Raw genomic sequence first — 17746 nt, 5'->3', positions numbered from 1 at the left:
TGTTTGGATTGTAAGGAGGAGAGGGCCCGTCAGATTGCGGGCCCTTTCTTTTTTAAAAGGCTTCGCCTACAGTGAAGTAGAATTGTGTGCTTCCTGGACCTGCAGCCACGTCAAATCGCACGTTGATGTTCTTTTCAGGGTCAAGTAGGAATCGTATTCCAGCTCCGCCTGCATTTCTCAAATTGGCGATTGACCAATAGTTCGGATTACGATCGACAATTCCGGCAGAAAAGAAAGCTACTGCTCCCCATCTTCGCCAAATCTTGGCTCTTAACTCTGTTTGATAGAGCACACCTGACTTATCTCGAAAACGTCCTTCGTAATACCCTCGCATACGTTTTGTGCCACCGAGCATAGTCATCATGTAGAAGGGAGTGTCTCCAGTGGTTACATCCACAAAGACTTGATTTGCCCAGAGAACGGGTTTCGCGATCTTGTTATAGACACGCGCATCTACACGGTATCGATGAAATCGAAAGTCTCCGGTGCTATGTTGGGTGACAAGCTCGAGGTAACTACCACGACTAGGGTTGTAAACGTTGTCACGATAGTCTCCGAAGATGATAAAGCCCGGGTCAATGGTCAGACCTCCTTCAGCTCCGTTAATTCTCCCTGAAGCCAGCGCTCCTTCGTCTTCAAATTCAGTGAAGGTCCAGTCTTCAATCCAGGCACGTGCACCTAAGCTCCATCCGCCGCGATTCGTTTTCAGCACTTGCCTTAAGTAGTTCACTCGAATTCTTGTGAAATCAACTCCGTATCGCTCTTCCGCGTTAGCGTCATCATTACCTACACCGTAGAAGAAGTAGTTGTACTTGTAATAACCAACTTCTCCAAAGGCGTAATTCTGCCGCTCACCCCACCAAAGTTTGTAGGGTAAATAATACAACTGTTGTCGTTCTTGAGTAATGGCAAAACCACCTTGCAGTTGGCTAGGAGGGGAGATGGTGTCTGACTTGTCGAGGTAAAAGTTGTAAATGAGCGCGGCTCCCACACCAATTCTGGTTTCAGGCGTCCAAAACGCCACTGGGATGGGGAAGAAGGTGTTCTTTCTCGCCTCTGGATCAGACTGACCAGAAGAAATCAAAGGCAGAGCCAGGACAAGAAAAAGTAGAATTCGGCGCAAGTCGTAAGGTCTTCTAGAACAAAGGTAAGCCCATTATTGACTATTCAAGTTCCAGTCGTACTCCTTGAATGAGATCTTTGTATCAGCTGTGATCTTAACCACGCTGAACTGATTAATGTACTCCCAGAGCTCCATTTCTTTAGTGAAGTCGCCTTTGAACCACTTAAAAATTCGGCTCAGCTCAGCACGTTCAGCGGTTATCGTATTACGAGAAGGGTCATTGATGAAATCACGTGCAGCTTGATCTAACTGAACGTTCAAGACATCGCTACTAAATGAATGGTTCAGTAGTTTCGGACAGCTCACGCTAGCGCAGTTGATCGCGAAATGAATACGTGGGTCATCCCATTGTTTGCGTAGAATATCGTGCTCGATGTTATTCAGATCATAGTCTTGTCCTTCGATCATAATAAACCGGATATCCCAAGGGGTATTGATCTTATATAGCGAACCACCCAAATCTTTAATGCTCTCCGTGGGATAATTTCGAATGATTAATCGCACGGTAAATGCGTTGTAAGCGTTAATCCAATAAGCTTTTTGCTCTGTGATGCTCCACTTCTGATTGGGGTGGTGGGTTTCCACTAGATCTAAGTAGGAATTGAGTAAGACGCTATCTGCAATGAACCCGTCATAATTGACCCATCCATCTTCGGAGACGTGCTTCTCTACCAGGCTGTTCCATCGGTCATGACGGAAGGGAGGGGAGTCTGAATGAACTTGACCCACACCGCAGCCAAGTATAATGTAACCAAGGAATATAAGCGCAGAGATTCTAAGCATATGGATGATTTTTCCAAAGATGCGAGGACTTTGTGACAAATTCATCCCAGAGATATTGCAAATTTGGACAGATGCCTCTACCAAAGATTAGTATCGTCATACCTACCTTAAATGAGGAGAAGTACATCGGTGTGCTTTTGACTCATTTAGAACAGTCACCGGCTATTTCAAACTGTGAGGTTATCGTAGTTGATGCCATGTCTTCAGACCGCACTGCACAGGTTGTAGCTTCCTTCGTGAATGTGAAATTGATCTCAATTGAAAATGAAACACAACGGTCTCGGGCTGTTCAGATGAATTTGGGTGCTCGTGCTGCTCAAGCCCCAATCCTTTGGTTTGTGCACGCGGACACCTTGCCGCCGCTCACATTCTTTAATGATATTCACAAGGCTGTAGAATCAGGACATCAACTGGGAGGCTATGCATTCGACTTTCAATCTGCTCGTCCTTTATTGAAGCTGAATTCAATGTTCACAAGATTCAATAAAATGGTATGTAGGGGTGGTGATCAAACGGTCTTTATTCTTCGTGATGCCTTTGATCGTCTTGAAGGATTTTCAGAGAGTCACTGTATTATGGAGGAGTATGATCTTTTCGCTCGCGCGGAATCGATCAGTATTCACTACCACAGATTACCCGGAAGCGTAAAAGTGAGTCCACGCAAGTACAAAGCAAACAGCTACCTACAAGTGCAGCGCGCGAACTATAAAGCCTATAAAATGTGGAAGGAGGGAGTAGCTCCAGAATTAATAAAGGAGCGCTATTTCAGCCTCTTAAAACACCCGAAAGACTGAAAAATTGTGGCGAGCGTACAGAAGTTCGTATTAAATGGTCAACTTCGCGCCTGTTTCGGAAGTATCTTTATACCAACAAAAAAACACTATGGAATCATTAGATCAAATTACAGAGCCACCAAGTCAAGATGAGAAAACGGTGGCGCTTCTTGCACACATTGGAACCCTCATCGGAGCCTGGATTGTACCTCTAGTTATCTGGCTAGTGAAGAAGGATGAAAGCGACTTTATCGCACGTCATGCAAAGGAATCATTGAATTTTCAGATCAGTGTTATGATCTATATGGTTGTTTGCATCATATTAGCCGTTATTGTGATCGGTGTATTCTTGGCGATTGCCCTCGGAATTGCCGCGTTTGTCTTCGTAATCCTTGCAACGATCGCCGCTTCAGGTGGTAAAGATTACAAGTACCCAATGACTATTCGCTTTATCTCATAATTGAGATCTCTAGATAAAAAGAAAGGCGCCCGTAAGGCGCCTTTTTTTAATTACATCCAAAAAGGTCTATTCCAAAATAGATCAACAGTAGCCAGCCTATTCCTTTCAATAGAAAGAACAGAAAGGCCCAGATTCCAATCCGCTTGATCCAAGCAATAAGTCCCTTCTTGTTATTCTCCTCAGTCATATCTAACGCCTATGGCCTAAGGCCTAAAGCCTAATCAACCCATTCAGCCAAGAAAAGGTTCGTTGAACGTGTGCGTCCGTTGTTTCGGTTACTACCAAACACCAAGTACTTCCCGTCATTCGAGAACATTGGGAAACTGTCAAACGCACTATCAAATGTCACTTGCTCTAGTCCTGTTCCGTCAAGATTGATCATGAACAAGTTGAAAGGGAAGCCGCGTTCACTCATGTGGTTTGATGAGAACAAGATCTTCTCACCGCTCGGGTGGAAGAATGGCGCCCAATTCGCGTTTCCTAACTCAGTGATCTGACGAGCATCGCTTCCATCTGCATTGGCTACGAAAAGCTCCATGTTCGTTGGCTCAACCAATCCTTCTGATAGCAGGCCTTTGTACTTTTCAACTTCTTCAGCTGTCGTCGGACGACTAGCACGCCATACGATCTTGCTTCCGTCAGGTGAAAAGAACGCCCCGCCATCGTAGCCCAATTCATTCGTGATCTGCGTTACTTCGGTTCCGTCAACATTCATCACGTAGAGTTCAAGGTCACCACTGCGCGTGCTTGTAAACACGATTTTGTCTCCGTTAGGTGAAAGTGTTGCCTCAGCATCGTAACCTGGGTTGTCAGTGTATTGACTAACGATGTTACCTTCAAGATCAGCTACGAAAATGTCATAGCTATCGTAGATAGGCCATACATAACGTCCTTCTTTACGCTCTGGTACTGGAGGACATTCGTCGTCCCCTAGGTGGGTAGAAGCGTAGATGATTGTGGTGTCTCCAGGCATGAAGTAAGCACATGTTGTACGTCCAAGACTCGTCGAAACCATGGCAGGAGGGATGCTATCAGGAGTTCCATCTGCAAGGTTCATCACATAGATCTGATCACAGCTTGTTCCCCAGGCCGGGTTGTTGGCCTGGAACACCAATGATTGATCATCAAAGCTCCAGTATGCTTCTGCATTATCTCCACCATAGGTTAGCTGACGTACATTTTTGAGGTGAACCTCTTCATCGTAATGAACTCGTTCTTCTTCCTCAGCCTCCATTCCATGGTGTCCGTGGTGCTCCCCGTGATGACCTTCATGTGGGTTGGCTGCCTCCACTTCAGCTGTGGTTTCTTCCGTAGCAGTTGGGTTTCCGTTATTGCAAGCACTTACTAACAATGCCAGTGCAAATAAGCCGAATAGCTTTTTCATATCACGCTTCCTCCTTAGTTTCGTGCGAAGGTAACAATTGACCTCCTCAACAGTTTCAAAAATGATCAGAATACCTCAATTAAGTGAGACCTTGGCGTTCCGCACCTCTGTCATCTTTTCGGCGCTAGCCATGATCACAGCTTGGTTTTCTTCATGCTCACCAGTCAGAGATGAACACGGAAGAGATATCGCAGAACTACAAGCAATTATCGAGTTCATGGCAAGTGATTCACTTGAAGGACGAGGCACAGGAACCGAAGGAGAAGCAAAAGCAGCAGCATATGTTGCATCTCGATTCGAAGAGTTAGGACTGAAGCCATTTGGTGATAGCAGTAGCTTCTTTCAAGCGTTTTCTTTTAGACCGCATCCACCAATCCAACGCCATGGATCAGGTGATTCAACAAGCATCGGAATGGCACTTGTACAGAATCTAACAGGGAAGAACGTAATTGGAATGTTGGATAATGGCGCGTCAGAAACAATCATCATCGGAGCCCACCATGATCACCTCGGGATGGGAGATGAGAACTCACTATTTATTGGGGATTCAGAAATCCACAACGGTGCGGATGACAATGCTTCAGGAATTTCCGCTTTGATTCTACTAGCAGAACGTTTGAGCGCACAACCATTGAATTACAATGTGCTGTTCATGTCGTTCAGTGGAGAAGAGAAAGGACTTTACGGCTCAAACCACTTTGTAGATAACCCAACCATAGATTTGAATACGGTCAATTATATGATCAATATGGATATGGTCGGACGTATGAAAGAAGACAGTTCATTGGCGGTATACGGTACAGGAACTTCTCCTGTTTGGAATGATCTGGTGAATCAAGTGAATATTGATAGCCTTGCCCTTGTTTTCCATGAATCAGGAGTGGGTCCGTCTGATCACACAAGCTTTTACCTAGCCGACATGCCAGTACTCCATTTCTTTACGGGGCAACACGAAGACTACCACAAGCCTACAGATGATCCAGAGAAGATTAATTATGAAGGCATACTAATGGTCGCTGATTTTGTGGAAAGAATTGTGTTGGAATTAGATGATGAAGCGAAGCTAGAATTCACCAAGACAAAAGATCAATCAAAAGACGATTCACCTCGGTTTAATGTGACGCTAGGCGTGGTTCCTGATTATATGTTTGATGGGGAAGGAATGCGCATCGATGGTGTTTCTGAGGATCGTCCGGCCTTCAACGCTGGCATCATCAAAGGAGATGTAGTTACCCAAATGGGTGACCACGCCGTGACCGACATGAATACATACATGGAAGGTCTTGGCATTTTTGAAGAAGGAGACACCACAGTAGTAAAAGTCATGCGCGAGGGAACGGAGAAGTCCTTTGACGTAATCTGGGACTAATGTTTAATTCAACCGATCCATACACACAAGAACAGTGGGCTAGCTACGAACCTCATAGCAGCGAAGAGCTCGATGGCATTCTTTCTCGAGCCGACGAAGGAAAAGCTGCATGGCATCGAACTCCACTAAAACAACGCACGGCCCTTATACGTTCGTTGTCAAGTCTTTTACTTGAGCGGAAAAGTTCCTTGGCCACGACGATGACCAAAGAAATGGGCAAACCATTCCAACAAGGAGTCGCGGAAGTTGAGAAATGTGCTTGGTTGTGTCGGTATTACGCTGAAGAAGCGGCTACCATGCTAGCAGATGAAACCATCGATATTGAAGGACAAGAGACCTTCGTACGCTTTGATCCGCTCGGTGTTGTTTTGGGTGTGATGCCATGGAATTATCCTCTCTGGCAAGTCTTCCGCTTCATCATTCCTGCATTGGCTGCGGGTAATGTGTGTGTCTTAAAGCATGCTTCTAACGTTTTCGCTAGCGCGGAATCGATGACGAATCTCTTGGAAGACGCCGGATTTCCATCTTACGCGCTTCAAGCATTGAAAGTCTCAGGTGCTTCTATGGACAGCATTTTGAGTGACCCTAGAATCAACGCAGTTACCTTAACAGGAAGTGAAAAAGCGGGCGCCAACATAGCCATGCTTGCAGGAAAACATATCAAGCCAAGCCTTTTAGAACTAGGAGGGAGCAATGCATTCATTGTACTCAACGATGCTGATCTGGAACAAGCTCTGGAAGCTTTCACGACAGGGCGGTTCCAGAACAACGGACAAAGCTGTATCGCCGCTAAACGACTCTTGTTGCAGTCAGATATTCATGATTCATTTCTAGAAGCGCTTGTCGGTCGTGTACAACAATTGAAGGTGGGTGATCCAAACCAATTAGACACTGACATTGGCCCAATGGCCCGCGAAGATTTGGCGATTGAGTTAGAACAACAAATGACATCATCCATAGCTCAAGGCGCAGAACTCTTGGTAGGAGGAACGCGAAACAAAGCCTTATTTGAACCTACCGTCTTAGCGAAGGTCACGCCAGAAATGGATGTTTTTAAAGAAGAAACCTTTGGTCCATTAGCAGCGGTGACGGTGTTTGAGACGTTAGATGAAGCCATCGCCTTGTCGAACAACAGCAAGTTCGGGCTTGGAGTGAGCGTATTCACAACTGACAAGGAGTCTATCCGTGAGCACATCTCATCGTTTGCTGAGGGGGCGGTATTTATCAACGATTTCGTTAAGTCAGACCCTCGTGTACCGTTCGGCGGGGTTAAGATTTCTGGATATGGCCGTGAACTGGGAAGAGATGGCATCTTGAGCTTTGTAAATCGTAAAGCCGTAGTGATCAAATAATCTCTGATTCGAAGCGGATTCATGGTCGTCAGACACAACTAATGGATTCTTTCTTCTAGGTAGTTTTAGCAGCGTTTATTGCATCATGCGAAAACTCCTGTTCATCTTCTTGCTTCTGCCAAGCATAGTCGCCCACACTCAAGAATTCGACTACGCGATTGAAGACCTTCCTCTCGTTGATTGCTATGATTCAAGAGAGATTCCATACGACCGAATAGACACGGTGGTTCAGCTAGGTTTCTGGTACATTCTTCACGTCTGGAAAGGTGACCAGGCGAATGTGTTTTTAGAACATTCAGACGATGAGAGCACCCGGTGGTGCGTGATTTCAGACTATCTATTCGATGACCCATACAACCTCGATCTTTTTGGAAATACAGTCTTCGATGGAGATGTGGTATTCATTACCCATAAGTACTACTTCGGACGAAGTGGGTGGTCAGGAGGACTTCATGAATCCTATACTGAAATGGCCATGTTTGACCGCCAAAAGGAGCGTTTCTTATTTCATGACATGATCGAATCGACCATTGAATGGTGGAGTAATACGACGGAAGAAGATGAAGACGGCGACATCTACATCGTTGATAGCGAAACGGAGTTTGACTGTTATACCTATCAGCTACTGATTCAAGAGAATGCCATGTGCCTGAGCTTCGTGCAGGAGGAATGCTCGGAAGAAGTTCTTTCAGATGGCTACTTTCGATTCAATAAGACCTCAAGAGAGCTGGAGATCTGGAAGTTAGATCTCGATGAAGTACTGTTCTATGATGACTGGATCGAGCTAGACTACAACTAATTAATAAGCACTGTACATCATTGAAAGTAAACTCTTCTGTTCTGTAGCCTTCAACATGTGCGAAAAGTCACGACCAGAAGGAACAGTAGCTTCTTCTGCTTCAGCAGTCAACTCCAGATTACTCAATGACTCATCTGTTATGGTGTACGTAGCTGACAAAGGCTGGCTAGAGTTACCCATCGACGTATTCACATTGAAGTCTTCTGTAATCGCAACATCATCCGTACTTAGGTAATAGTCGGTTGCATCTGTGCTCTGAAAAGACACACCCGCTTCTTCATCAACCTTGTCTTTTCGTTCTTCAGCTTCGGCTGAAGTGTCGTTGTTCTCAGCAATCAAAGCATCAGCAAGGACTGTACTACTATCAAGGTTGATATTAGGTTTCACATTATTGGCATCGCCAAAAGTTGGTGTTGGCTCAGGAGCAGAAGCAACCTCCAAGTCAGCTAAGGCTTCTGATTCAGCTGTGAAGTAGTAGTTGTACACCGTTCTAAATGAAGTGTCTTCTATGTTTACGTACCCTTCATTTACCGGCGGTTCATAAGTCGTTTGATTGACGTCAGCAAAACGACCTTCCTGAGAAATGTCCAATTCTTCAGCTTCTTCAGGGGTGGGCTCAATAATTTCTTTTGTGCCTGAATTCTCTTGAAGTTCATTGTCTACTTCGTTGCTCTCTTCAATAGGAGTAGCTCTATAGGTAGCAGTATCAGTGGCTACTCGTTGATCAGGCTGTGTTTCAGTTGTATCAGCCTCAGCAACAAGATTTGACTCATCCGAAGAAGGAAGGAGAATAGCAACGGATAGAATTACTCCCACTAAAGCAGCAAGTTGTAATCCTGGTTGAAGGAACCATTTGCGCTCTGGAATTACGAGCAAACTCATCAATCCGTTTAAGGTATACCATGCCGGTCGTTTTCGCTGTTCGCGGAACGCAGCCATGACGGCTTCTTTTGTTGCAGGCCTACTGCGCAATCCATCATCCGAAGAGACATTCGACATACTCAACAGCAAGTGACGCATAGACTCATATTCGTCTTCGTCATCAATATGCTTGAGTACAAACGCCCGTTCATCGGCATAGAGCTCGCTGAAGCTTTTGTGCTTCATCAAAGACTCAATGTCTTCAGGATCATATGTGTATGAATCATTCATCTCTACTCTTTTAATAAGTGTTCAAACCCTTTCAAAGCTTGATTCAAGTGTTTTAAGGTGTAAAACAATCGGGACTTCACGGTTCCCTCGCTGCACTCTAGTGCTTCGCTTATTTCTTTGATTGACATCTCATCGAAATAGCGCAACCTAAAGGTGCTTTGTTTATCTGTATCCAGTTTCTGAAGAGCTTTTTCTAACTGGTCATGGAACGTGGCGTGATCGAGGTCTTTCTCAGATCTACTTTTCTCCACGTGCTCTTTTTCATTTTCTAAGACTTCTTTCGCTCTTGACTTAACCTCAGCATGACGGTAGGCGTTTTTGCACATGTTGTTGGCTATGCTAAACAACCAGGTCTTAAACGCTCGTTTACCGTCGAAGTTGGCCGCGTTGTGGGCTACTTTAATAAATAGCTCTTGTAGGAAGTCTTCAGCCATTTCACGGTCTTTCCAGAGCATTCTCCAGAAGTAATGGAGAAGTTGATCCGAATACCGGTCATACAGCGTGCTAAAGGCGCGCTCATCATGGCGAGCAGCCTTTTCCATAAGCTGTTCGTCTGTAAGTTCCGTGTATGGTGTTCGGAATAATCTCATCAAGGCTCAAGGCGCTGCAATACGTCTTCTTTAGCTGGCAAATGCTCAGCAATGGCTCTAATCTTTGATTCAATGTCTGCCTGTCTATCCAAAGGCCCTACACGTTCGCAGTACTCGTGCATGTAGAATAGGAACGGGAGATAGTTAACGCTGACCTTCGAATTCTCAGGAATGGCACCCACATCAATGGTAGAGAGAAACTTCTGAGCTAAACCGTCATAACCTATCGGGTCATTTTTGGTAATACTGAACCCAGCGAGCTGATAGTCGTGATCTACAGTCAACCATTCATTTGGTAGTGTTAGTCCGAAGTGAACACTTCTGTTTGTTGACTTGATGAGCTGTTCAGCAGATACTCGGCGTTTTCCCGATAGCTTGTCTACATCGACACCAGTGTTGGCTGAGATTTTCGCTCTGAAATCTTCATTGACGCAGAGATCAAGCGGAATAACGAGAACATCTTTTCGCAGTCCGAACAAGTGTTGGGTAATCAGAATAGGGTAGGTGTCATCGCTTCCATTAGTTACCAATGCGGCGTTTTCAGGAAGCATCATGAGTACGTCTCTCGCGTAGGTCAACAGATCAGAACCATATTTTCCTGATTGATGAAGAATAGACAAATGCGTGCCCAATTCTTGATCGTCAGCGTTGGCCAAGTAATGAGCAACCATAAGTTCTCTCACTTCTGTGCTCAAGGGGGAAATACGTTGCGCTTCTTTGAGCGCAGGTAGGGCCTCAGGGTCATAATCACTCTCTAGATAGTAGAGCAAGTTTCCAGCGTAGCTGTTTGGGACATTCGTATAAGCTGAAGTGGCCACTTCATTTAGTGTCCTGGCCTCCCCAGAAGAGACTTCTTTCGTTGGTCCATCCCATGCGTCTTCTCGAAGATTCATGTACAAGCTGTACCAGGCCAAATCATTCTTCGGTTGACTTTCGAGTACCGACTGAAGCTGACTTGTACTCATAGATTGGTAGTCTTCCTGAGTAACACGCGAGGAGTTCTGTCCAGCGCAAACCATTGCCAGGAGCGGAAAGACGAATGTCAGGATGATCTTTTTGTTTCGCATATTCAAGTGTCTGTACACCTAACTTTCAAAGAGGTTCAAACAATTTAGTGATAAGTGAGTTCCATCTGGCGTTTCGCCCGTGGTTTGACTAATTTTGCATTATGTCTGAAGAAGAAAAAGCGCGCTTAGATGCGCTAAGAAAGCAATTGGATGCGGAACATCAGTGGCCGTCGATGTATATGTTCAAATTCGTACTTCCGAACGATGAGACGAAGATTAAGCAACTACACGAGATTTTCGGTGAGTCAGCTGAATTCCGTTCAAGACTGAGTAAGAAAGGTAATTACACCAGTTTTACCATTCGTTCCGTGATGTTGAACGCAGACCAGATCTTTGATCTTTATTCCAAGGCCTCTCGCATTGAAGGCATCATTTCGCTGTAATTCATGGATACAAGTCTCGAAACGCTCAGGAACGCTCTTCTACTCGCATTGATCGTGATGCTGGTGTATATCCTGTACAAACGCCTAGTCAAGAAGATGGGTGAAAAGGAAGCATCCGACGCCTACGCCCACATTGTATCTCAAAAGCAGGAGGGGGGCACGATTAATCTTCACATAGAAGTTCCAAACAAAGACACACTGAAGGTGATTGTTTTCAATGCCGCTGGTGAAGAAGTGAAAGTAGCTTCAAACTCTACCGTAGATGCAGGCGAACATCACGTAGACGTAAACATCGCTGATTTAGCATCAGGTAAGTACAGTTTGGTACTTACCACATCAAATCACCGTCAAGAAAGACCTTTCTCGGTCTAATTACATACGCTCAGGCATATCTACACCGAGTAGATTCATACCGTCGCGAATGACTTCTCCAGTTTGTTGTGAGATGGCCAAACGCAATGAGCGCAAGTCATCATTCTCTTCTTTCAGAATAGGAGAGGTTTGGTAGAATGAGCTGTACTCCTTCACGAGGTCATAGACGTAATTTGCAATCTGAGATGGGTCATATGACTTCGCAGCATCTTCCAGCACCCCGGGAAATTCATATATCTTACGAATCAATGCCCGTTCCGCGCTAGCGATTTCAACATCATCAGCAATAGAAGCAGAAATACCTGCTTCCGCAGCCTTGCGAAGCAACGCCAGTGTGCGGACATAGTTGAACTGGATGAAAGGACCGGTATTACCAAAGAAATCAATCGACTCTTTCGGGTCGAACATCATCTTTTTCTTAGGATCTACTTTCAACAAGTAGTATTTCAAGGCACCGTAACCAATCTTCTTGTACAATCCTGCACGTTCTTCTTCAGAGATTCCGTCAAGTTTACCTTGCTCTTCCGCAATTTCTTGAGCAGTCGCCGCCATTTCAGCCAGAAGGTCATCAGCATCAACTACCGTTCCTTCACGAGACTTCATTTTACCTTCCGGAAGTTCAACCATTCCATAGCTCAGGTGGAAGTTGTCTTTGGCGTTTTCAAAGCCAAGCTTGCCTAGAATGAGGAATAGCACCTTGAAGTGGTACTCTTGCTCATTTCCTACAGTATAGATCTGGTACTTGAGTTCTGGGAACTCATTGAAACGAAGAATAGCCGTACCGATATCTTGTGTCATATACACCGCGGTACCATCTTTTCTCAAGACCAATTTTTCATCCAGGCCATCATCAGTCAGATCAACCCAAACGGAACCGTCATCACGCTTGTAGAAGAACCCTTCTTCCACGCCACGCATAACTTCATCTTTACCAGTGAGGTAAGTATTTGACTCGTAGTACAGCTTATCAAAGGAAACACCCATTTCATGGTATGTCACATCGAATCCGCTGTATACCCAGCTATTCATCTTTTCCCAAAGCGCAGTGACTTCAGGATCTTTCTGCTCCCACTTACGGAGCATTTCCTGCGCCTCGAGTAGGATAGGGGCTTCAGCTTTCGCTTCCTCTTCAGACTTGCCTTGTTCAATCAAGTCCTTAATTTCCTGCTTGTAATGTTGGTCGAACATCACATAGTACTTCCCAACAAGCTTGTCTCCCTTGAGGCCTGACGACTCCGGTGTTTCACCTTCACCAAATTTCTCCCAGGCCACCATAGATTTACAAATATGGATACCGCGGTCGTTGATAATCTGAACCTTCACCACGTCATGGCCATTCGCTTCCAGAATCTTCGCTACAGAATAACCTAGGAAGTTATTTCGAAGGTGACCTAAGTGAAGCGGCTTATTGGTGTTTGGTGATGAGTATTCCACCATAACCTGTCCTCGACTGCCTTTTGGAGCGTAGCCGAAATGTTCTTGAGCAAAGGCATCCTTAAGAAATCCTTTCCAGTAAGCCTCACTTACCACGAGGTTCAAGAACCCTTTTACCACGTTAAAGCCTTCAACTTCAGGCGTGTTGGCCACCAACCATTCACCGATCATTGTCCCAGCCTTCTCAGGACTGGTCTTCGCCAGACGTACAAGCGGAAAAACAACAAGAGTCACATCTCCTTCAAAGTCTTTCCGTGTTTTTTGAAGCTGAATGTGTTGTGCTTCTGGCTCAGCGCCGAATAGATCTTTCGCTGCGTCAACGACAGCAGCAGATAGTATTGAATCTAGGGATTTCATGGCTTAGATTTTTGGGAGGAAGACTTCACACATCATGCATCTCACACTTCCACCACCAAGGGTTTCGATAGTAGGAATGGGAGCATCGATGATCTCAGCATGCGTTGCAATGCGCTGTGATTGTTCTTCGTTCAGGCTCGCTTTGGCTTGGCTACTCATGACGCAGATTTTCTTTCCGTCTTCATTTAAGACTTCCAGTGCGTTACCTGCGAATGAATTCATCTGGTCAAGACTGATATCAATGACGTCGTGACCGTTCTCTTTCAGGCTGTCAATGACCATGCTTCTTTCTTCCATATCTTCTATAACATCAGAACAGAGAATAGCGTAACTCGAGCCGATCGACATCAATACATTGGTGTGATAGATCGGGGCTCCATTCGCAGAGGCATGGAAAACAATGCCTTCGAAGCCTAAGGCTTCACAGAAACGCTCTACAGCTAATCGGTCAGTACGTTCACTGATAGCAGCGTATGCCTTGTTGTGCTGACGGTCAAGGACGAGACTTCCAGTTCCTTCAAGAAACTTGTGATGCTCTTCGAATTCAGTAAAGTCAAGCACTTCGCGCGCTTCTACACCAAATTCGTTTCCGACATAATCAATCACATCTTCACGACGCTCACGACGTCGGTTCTTAGCCTTCATCGGATAAAGAGCAACTACTCCGTCATTGTGGAAGCTAATCCAGTTGTTGGGGAACAACGCATCAGGAGTGTCTTTTTCTCCATCAGCCTCAACTACAGCTACGTGAACACCCTTGTTGCGAAGGGTTTCTACGAGTTGGTCGAATTCAAAAAGAGCTTTCTCATTCGCATCTTCGATGGAAAGATTCTGCTGGAATGTGTTATCCGAAGTCTCTTCGTTCTTTCGGAATCCATCCGGACGAATCATCAGGATGTTGTTGGTCGATTGGCGCATGACGTTTAGCCGCTGATCTTTTGTTGGATGAACTCAATCGTTTGTTCGAGAATTTCGAATGACACTTCGGCCATCTTATTCTTCTTTTCGTCGAGGGTAGGGTTGATCTCTACCATTTCGAAACATGCTACAGGGAGACGTTCGATCAATAGTTTGATCAACATTGCCGATTCTTGAGGCGTGAAACCGTTGTCAACTGGAGTTCCTGTTCCATGGCTCACGATTTCTGGATCCATGGAGTCAACATCAAAAGAGATGTAGACCAAGTCACAGTTGCTTAGGCGTTCACATGCTTCGTTCACCGCTTCACTGATTGAACGGGAACGTACTTCATCTACCGTGAAGTTTCTAATGCCTTTGCGAGCGATCAGTGCATCTTCTTCAGATTCGGTATCTCGTACACCGAAGAAAACGAGGTCTTCATGACCGAGCTTCGGGGAGATGCCCCACATATTCTTGATCTCAGACCACTCATTGATTGTAGCCTCCTTAGGGTCATTCTTGCGCTCTTCTAAGTTATCTTCACCTAATACGATAGCCAAAGGCATTCCATGCACATTTCCAGACGGAGTGGTGTATGGAGTGTGAAGATCGGCGTGAGCGTCAATCCAGATAACACCAATGCGTTTGTCTGGATGAATCATCTTCAATCCGCTAATAGTTCCGGCGGCAACAGAGTGGTCAGCTCCAATGATCACGGGGAAGTTTCCTCGTTCCTGAATGGCTTTGAGAAACTCACCTGTTTGTCTGAATACATCCGTAATCCCAGCAATGCGGTGTGCATGTGGGTTGGGATCAGCTTCATACAACGCTCCGTTATTGACTTCTACCTTGTGGGTGTCATAACGATTCAGTAGGTCATTCTCTTTGTTCCATCCAGCAACTTTGAGTGCGTCGTAGCCTAAACTACTACCACGTGTGCCAGCGCCTAATTCAGATGGATTATTGATGATCTCGATCTTTGTCATACTTACAAGACGTGTAGGAATTAGCTGAAAGTAGGGCAAAGGTACTCATCCAAGGTTATCCATATCAGGGAATAGAATAACTTTCCGACTGAAAGTTGTTAACGCTTCTACAGACTTACCATATTGCGTTGACTACGAACGGACTAATCATGAAATCACTTACTCCACTCTTTTGGTTATTCATTGCGATCATTGGCATCGGACTTATCTCATGCGATACTGATCAGAAGAAAGACCAAGGCATCATTTTTTATGATGTTAGTTTCCCATTTCTTGAAAATAGCGTGTTGAAGAACGTTTTCCCTGAGGAGATGAAACTAACCTTCAAAGACAATAACGTCAAAGCCGATCTTCAGTCTCTCGGAGGAATCGTAGCCTCTGGGTTTATGGCAAATGGAAACGACCGTACGTATTGCCAAGTATTCAAAAGCTATCAAGAACACTACAAGATCGAGTTAGACGCTTCAGGAGTAGATGCGTACAACGATGAACAAGTAGGAGTGAGACTTGAACCAACTGATCAAAAAGAAACCGTTGCTGGGTATGAGTGTGATGTGACGATTGCACATTTCTTAACTGACTCCGTTCCTCCAATTACTCTTTACCACACAAAAGAGATTGATGTAGAAGACCCAAACTGGTTTACGCAATACAAGGAAATCGACGGAGTGCTTCTTGGATATGAGATCGAACAGTTTGGTATGCGTATGCGACTGCGTGCACGTCAAGTGAGTTTCACAAGCATTCCGGACGAGCAGTTCGAATTCGGCCCGCAATACAACTTGATCAATACGAATCAGATGAAAGAAAAGATCCAAGCACTCCTCGATGAGTACATGGATTGATCATCTCTTTAGATTAGACTCCCACTTTCGAAGAGAGAAAACAGCGTCATATCCGAGGAGATTTCCTAGGTATCGGCTCTGTGAATATTGATCGTTGACAAACTTAAAGTCAAGACTTCCTTCCTCGGTAATCGCAAAGAACTTCGCTTCACCTTCAATTTCGTAGCGCTTCGCGCCCTCATTGTACTTATATCTTCCTTCTCCATATTGAGAACGAATCATAGGTTCCAATTGCTCAGGATTCGCTGAGAACTCATCACCCACGTAAACTTCATGTTCAATATCAGCAATGATGAGCGAGATCAAACGAGTTGAATCTGGCGTGAGAGGAGAAGCAAACTTGATATCAAAAGACTTGGTGACATTGTAAAATCCCTTGTCGTAATAGTCCTGCATCATCTTCACCGTCTCATTTCTCAAAGAGTCATCGAAAACGTCGCCTTGGTATACGTAGTCTAGGTATTCTGCAAATCGGCCATCCGACATCGTGTCAAAATAGTGCCCCATATTCTCTTTGATCGCAGCGAGCTCTTCATCTGACACTTCAATTTGACTTTGCACAGGATCAACCTTAACTGGCTTGTCTGGTTCGTTTCCAGAATCATTCTTAGGGTCATCACATCCAGTACATGCTGCAAGAGACACAGCCATCAGAAGTAGAACAAAGGGTAGTCGCATGGGGTAAGAATATGTTTCTCAACTATACTGCGCAAGATAATGAAAGGTTTCTATGAACCTTTTCAAAAGAAGCGTGTACGGCATGACAAATCCAAACTATGTCGACATCAATTCTCTCATTGGTGAAGAAACACCCGATCTTTCAAGATCCTCGGTTGTTTCAAATCACAGCCTTATCTAGTTTCCTTGCTTACGGCGTTTTCAATCTAGACTGGATCACTGATCTCCCTCGAATTTTCACCATTCTTTCAGCGGGCATATTTACCCAGTTGTTCTTCATGGTGGGCTTAAGGCTCCCGTTTGATTCATGGAAAAGCGGCGCCATTACTTCATTAGGACTAAGCCTTCTCTTTCAAAGTTCAACTCCGCTCATGTGGATTCTTGCTCCGGTTCTAGGTATCTCTTCAAAATACTTCATCCGAACCAAAGGGAAGCATGTATTTAACCCAGCCAATCTCGGTGTAATCCTTCCTATCGTTCTCTTTGGCGATGCTTGGATTTCACCAGGACAATGGGGCAGTAGTGCCATGTTACTATTCTTTTTTAGTAGCGCAGCGCTCATGGTGCTTTTTAGAGTGGGTCGCATCGACACGAGTTTGACGTTTCTATTGACCATTCTTGTCTTAGAGTACTTCCGAAGCGTGGTATACTTAGGTTGGGAGTTCGATTGGCTGTTCCATAAGATGTCGAACGGTAGTTTGTTACTCTTCGCCTTCTTCATGATTACAGACCCCAGAACGACCCCAAACGCCTCAGGCGCAAGGATTTTATGGGCTGTAGGTATTGGCGTGTTGTCATTCGTTTTGACCTCTTGGTTCTATTTGCACACCGCACCTATGTGGGCGCTCTTCTTCGCCGCTCCGGCCATGGTTGTTCTCGATAAGATCTTTAAAGCAAACGTTTTCCAGTGGACTTCCATCAAGCCACTTCAATCATAAA

The 17746-nt window shown here is 45.0% G+C and carries 19 protein-coding genes; 9 read left to right on the top strand and 10 right to left on the bottom strand.

Going from position 1 to position 17746, the window contains the following annotated elements; genetic code table 11:
- Positions 1-52 precede the first annotated feature (52 nt).
- Together RA156_RS06895 and RA156_RS06890 are read right to left on the bottom strand one after the other, a co-directional pair.
- Entirely contained in the window at positions 53-1123 is a 1071-nt protein-coding gene (locus RA156_RS06895) for a BamA/TamA family outer membrane protein (protein ID WP_306643831.1), read from the bottom strand.
- A 33-nt stretch (positions 1124-1156) separates the two neighbouring features.
- Positions 1157-1906 (bottom strand): DUF547 domain-containing protein, encoded by a 750-nt coding sequence (locus RA156_RS06890; RefSeq protein ID WP_306643830.1) that lies wholly within the window; start codon positions 1904-1906, stop codon positions 1157-1159.
- A gap of 71 nt (positions 1907-1977) precedes the next feature.
- On the opposite strand from RA156_RS06890, the gene RA156_RS06885 reads away from it, so the two are divergent.
- Both RA156_RS06885 and RA156_RS06880 read left to right on the top strand, forming a co-directional pair.
- Entirely contained in the window at positions 1978-2700 is a 723-nt protein-coding gene (locus RA156_RS06885) for a TIGR04283 family arsenosugar biosynthesis glycosyltransferase (protein ID WP_306643829.1), read from the top strand.
- Between the two features lie 88 nt (positions 2701-2788).
- Complete coding sequence (locus RA156_RS06880; RefSeq protein ID WP_306643828.1) at positions 2789-3139, top strand: DUF4870 domain-containing protein; 351 nt, start codon at positions 2789-2791, stop codon at positions 3137-3139.
- Between the two features lie 217 nt (positions 3140-3356).
- Here the strand turns inward: RA156_RS06880 and RA156_RS06875 are convergent, their stop codons facing one another.
- Positions 3357-4523, bottom strand: a complete 1167-nt coding sequence (locus RA156_RS06875) for a TolB family protein (protein ID WP_306643827.1) — start codon at positions 4521-4523, stop codon at positions 3357-3359.
- 61 nt (positions 4524-4584) lie between these two features.
- On the opposite strand from RA156_RS06875, the gene RA156_RS06870 reads away from it, so the two are divergent.
- From RA156_RS06870 to RA156_RS06860, 3 genes are all read left to right on the top strand, one after another.
- Positions 4585-5892, top strand: a complete 1308-nt coding sequence (locus RA156_RS06870; RefSeq protein ID WP_306643826.1) for a M28 family peptidase — start codon at positions 4585-4587, stop codon at positions 5890-5892.
- Positions 5892-7244, top strand: a complete 1353-nt coding sequence (locus tag RA156_RS06865; protein ID WP_306643825.1) for an NAD-dependent succinate-semialdehyde dehydrogenase — start codon at positions 5892-5894, stop codon at positions 7242-7244. Before RA156_RS06870 ends, RA156_RS06865 begins: the two co-directional genes overlap by 1 nt.
- A gap of 85 nt (positions 7245-7329) precedes the next feature.
- On the top strand, positions 7330-8043 hold the full coding sequence (locus tag RA156_RS06860; RefSeq protein ID WP_306643824.1) for a hypothetical protein: 714 nt from the start codon (positions 7330-7332) through the stop codon (positions 8041-8043).
- Here the strand turns inward: RA156_RS06860 and RA156_RS06855 are convergent, their stop codons facing one another.
- The 3 genes from RA156_RS06855 to RA156_RS06845 are packed head-to-tail and all read right to left on the bottom strand — an operon-like array spanning position 8044 to position 10852.
- A complete protein-coding gene (locus RA156_RS06855; RefSeq protein ID WP_306643823.1) occupies positions 8044-9195 on the bottom strand; it encodes a hypothetical protein in 1152 nt (383 codons plus the stop codon).
- Positions 9196-9197: 2 nt separating this feature from the next.
- Complete coding sequence (locus RA156_RS06850; RefSeq protein WP_306643822.1) at positions 9198-9785, bottom strand: RNA polymerase sigma factor; 588 nt, start codon at positions 9783-9785, stop codon at positions 9198-9200.
- Complete coding sequence (locus RA156_RS06845) at positions 9785-10852, bottom strand: hypothetical protein (protein ID WP_306643821.1); 1068 nt, start codon at positions 10850-10852, stop codon at positions 9785-9787. Before RA156_RS06845 ends, RA156_RS06850 begins: the two co-directional genes overlap by 1 nt.
- A 101-nt stretch (positions 10853-10953) precedes the next feature.
- On the opposite strand from RA156_RS06845, the gene RA156_RS06840 reads away from it, so the two are divergent.
- Positions 10954-11235, top strand: a complete 282-nt coding sequence (locus tag RA156_RS06840; protein WP_306643820.1) for a DUF493 family protein — start codon at positions 10954-10956, stop codon at positions 11233-11235.
- 3 nt (positions 11236-11238) lie between these two features.
- On the top strand, positions 11239-11607 hold the full coding sequence (locus RA156_RS06835; protein ID WP_306643819.1) for a T9SS type A sorting domain-containing protein: 369 nt from the start codon (positions 11239-11241) through the stop codon (positions 11605-11607).
- On the opposite strand, the gene argS is transcribed toward RA156_RS06835, so the two are convergent.
- From argS to RA156_RS06820, 3 genes are read right to left on the bottom strand one after another with little or no spacing between them, the layout of a single operon-like run.
- Complete coding sequence (argS, locus tag RA156_RS06830) at positions 11608-13398, bottom strand: arginine--tRNA ligase (protein WP_306643818.1); 1791 nt, start codon at positions 13396-13398, stop codon at positions 11608-11610.
- A 3-nt stretch (positions 13399-13401) separates the two neighbouring features.
- On the bottom strand, positions 13402-14316 hold the full coding sequence (gene ctlX, locus RA156_RS06825; RefSeq protein ID WP_306643817.1) for a citrulline utilization hydrolase CtlX: 915 nt from the start codon (positions 14314-14316) through the stop codon (positions 13402-13404).
- Positions 14317-14321: 5 nt separating this feature from the next.
- Entirely contained in the window at positions 14322-15284 is a 963-nt protein-coding gene (locus tag RA156_RS06820) for an arginase (protein ID WP_306643816.1), read from the bottom strand.
- 149 nt (positions 15285-15433) lie between these two features.
- Between RA156_RS06820 and RA156_RS06815 the strand changes: the two genes are divergently transcribed.
- Positions 15434-16129: a hypothetical protein gene (locus RA156_RS06815; protein WP_306643815.1), complete on the top strand. Its 696-nt coding sequence runs from the start codon at positions 15434-15436 to the stop codon at positions 16127-16129.
- Here RA156_RS06815 and RA156_RS06810 read toward each other — a convergent pair whose 3' ends face one another.
- Entirely contained in the window at positions 16130-16807 is a 678-nt protein-coding gene (locus RA156_RS06810; protein WP_306643814.1) for a hypothetical protein, read from the bottom strand.
- Between the two features lie 98 nt (positions 16808-16905).
- On the opposite strand from RA156_RS06810, the gene RA156_RS06805 reads away from it, so the two are divergent.
- Positions 16906-17745, top strand: a complete 840-nt coding sequence (locus RA156_RS06805) for an RnfABCDGE type electron transport complex subunit D (RefSeq protein WP_306643813.1) — start codon at positions 16906-16908, stop codon at positions 17743-17745.
- Position 17746 lies beyond the last annotated feature (1 nt).

Source organism: Sanyastnella coralliicola (assembly GCF_030845195.1).
Taxonomy (GTDB): Bacteria; Bacteroidota; Bacteroidia; order Flavobacteriales_D; family Sanyastnellaceae; genus Sanyastnella; species Sanyastnella coralliicola.
Note: the sequence above shows the minus strand (reverse complement) of the source record. Positions and strands in the feature narration are given on the sequence as shown.

Excerpts from the sequence above, each read along its gene's own strand:
- RA156_RS06890 (WP_306643830.1), bottom strand. The coding sequence starts at position 1,906 with ATGCTTAGAATCTCTGCGCTTATATTCCTTGGTTACATTATACTTGGC.
- RA156_RS06885 (WP_306643829.1), top strand. The coding sequence starts at position 1,978 with ATGCCTCTACCAAAGATTAGTATCGTCATACCTACCTTAAATGAGGAG.
- RA156_RS06880 (WP_306643828.1), top strand. The coding sequence starts at position 2,789 with ATGGAATCATTAGATCAAATTACAGAGCCACCAAGTCAAGATGAGAAA.
- RA156_RS06875 (WP_306643827.1), bottom strand. The coding sequence starts at position 4,523 with ATGAAAAAGCTATTCGGCTTATTTGCACTGGCATTGTTAGTAAGTGCT.
- RA156_RS06870 (WP_306643826.1), top strand. The coding sequence starts at position 4,585 with ATGATCAGAATACCTCAATTAAGTGAGACCTTGGCGTTCCGCACCTCT.
- RA156_RS06865 (WP_306643825.1), top strand. The coding sequence starts at position 5,892 with ATGTTTAATTCAACCGATCCATACACACAAGAACAGTGGGCTAGCTAC.
- RA156_RS06860 (WP_306643824.1), top strand. The coding sequence starts at position 7,330 with ATGCGAAAACTCCTGTTCATCTTCTTGCTTCTGCCAAGCATAGTCGCC.
- RA156_RS06855 (WP_306643823.1), bottom strand. The coding sequence starts at position 9,195 with ATGAATGATTCATACACATATGATCCTGAAGACATTGAGTCTTTGATG.
- RA156_RS06850 (WP_306643822.1), bottom strand. The coding sequence starts at position 9,785 with ATGAGATTATTCCGAACACCATACACGGAACTTACAGACGAACAGCTT.
- RA156_RS06845 (WP_306643821.1), bottom strand. The coding sequence starts at position 10,852 with ATGCGAAACAAAAAGATCATCCTGACATTCGTCTTTCCGCTCCTGGCA.
- RA156_RS06840 (WP_306643820.1), top strand. The coding sequence starts at position 10,954 with ATGTCTGAAGAAGAAAAAGCGCGCTTAGATGCGCTAAGAAAGCAATTG.
- RA156_RS06835 (WP_306643819.1), top strand. The coding sequence starts at position 11,239 with ATGGATACAAGTCTCGAAACGCTCAGGAACGCTCTTCTACTCGCATTG.
- argS (WP_306643818.1), bottom strand. The coding sequence starts at position 13,398 with ATGAAATCCCTAGATTCAATACTATCTGCTGCTGTCGTTGACGCAGCG.
- ctlX (WP_306643817.1), bottom strand. The coding sequence starts at position 14,316 with ATGCGCCAATCGACCAACAACATCCTGATGATTCGTCCGGATGGATTC.
- RA156_RS06820 (WP_306643816.1), bottom strand. The coding sequence starts at position 15,284 with ATGACAAAGATCGAGATCATCAATAATCCATCTGAATTAGGCGCTGGC.
- RA156_RS06815 (WP_306643815.1), top strand. The coding sequence starts at position 15,434 with ATGAAATCACTTACTCCACTCTTTTGGTTATTCATTGCGATCATTGGC.
- RA156_RS06810 (WP_306643814.1), bottom strand. The coding sequence starts at position 16,807 with ATGCGACTACCCTTTGTTCTACTTCTGATGGCTGTGTCTCTTGCAGCA.
- RA156_RS06805 (WP_306643813.1), top strand. The coding sequence starts at position 16,906 with ATGTCGACATCAATTCTCTCATTGGTGAAGAAACACCCGATCTTTCAA.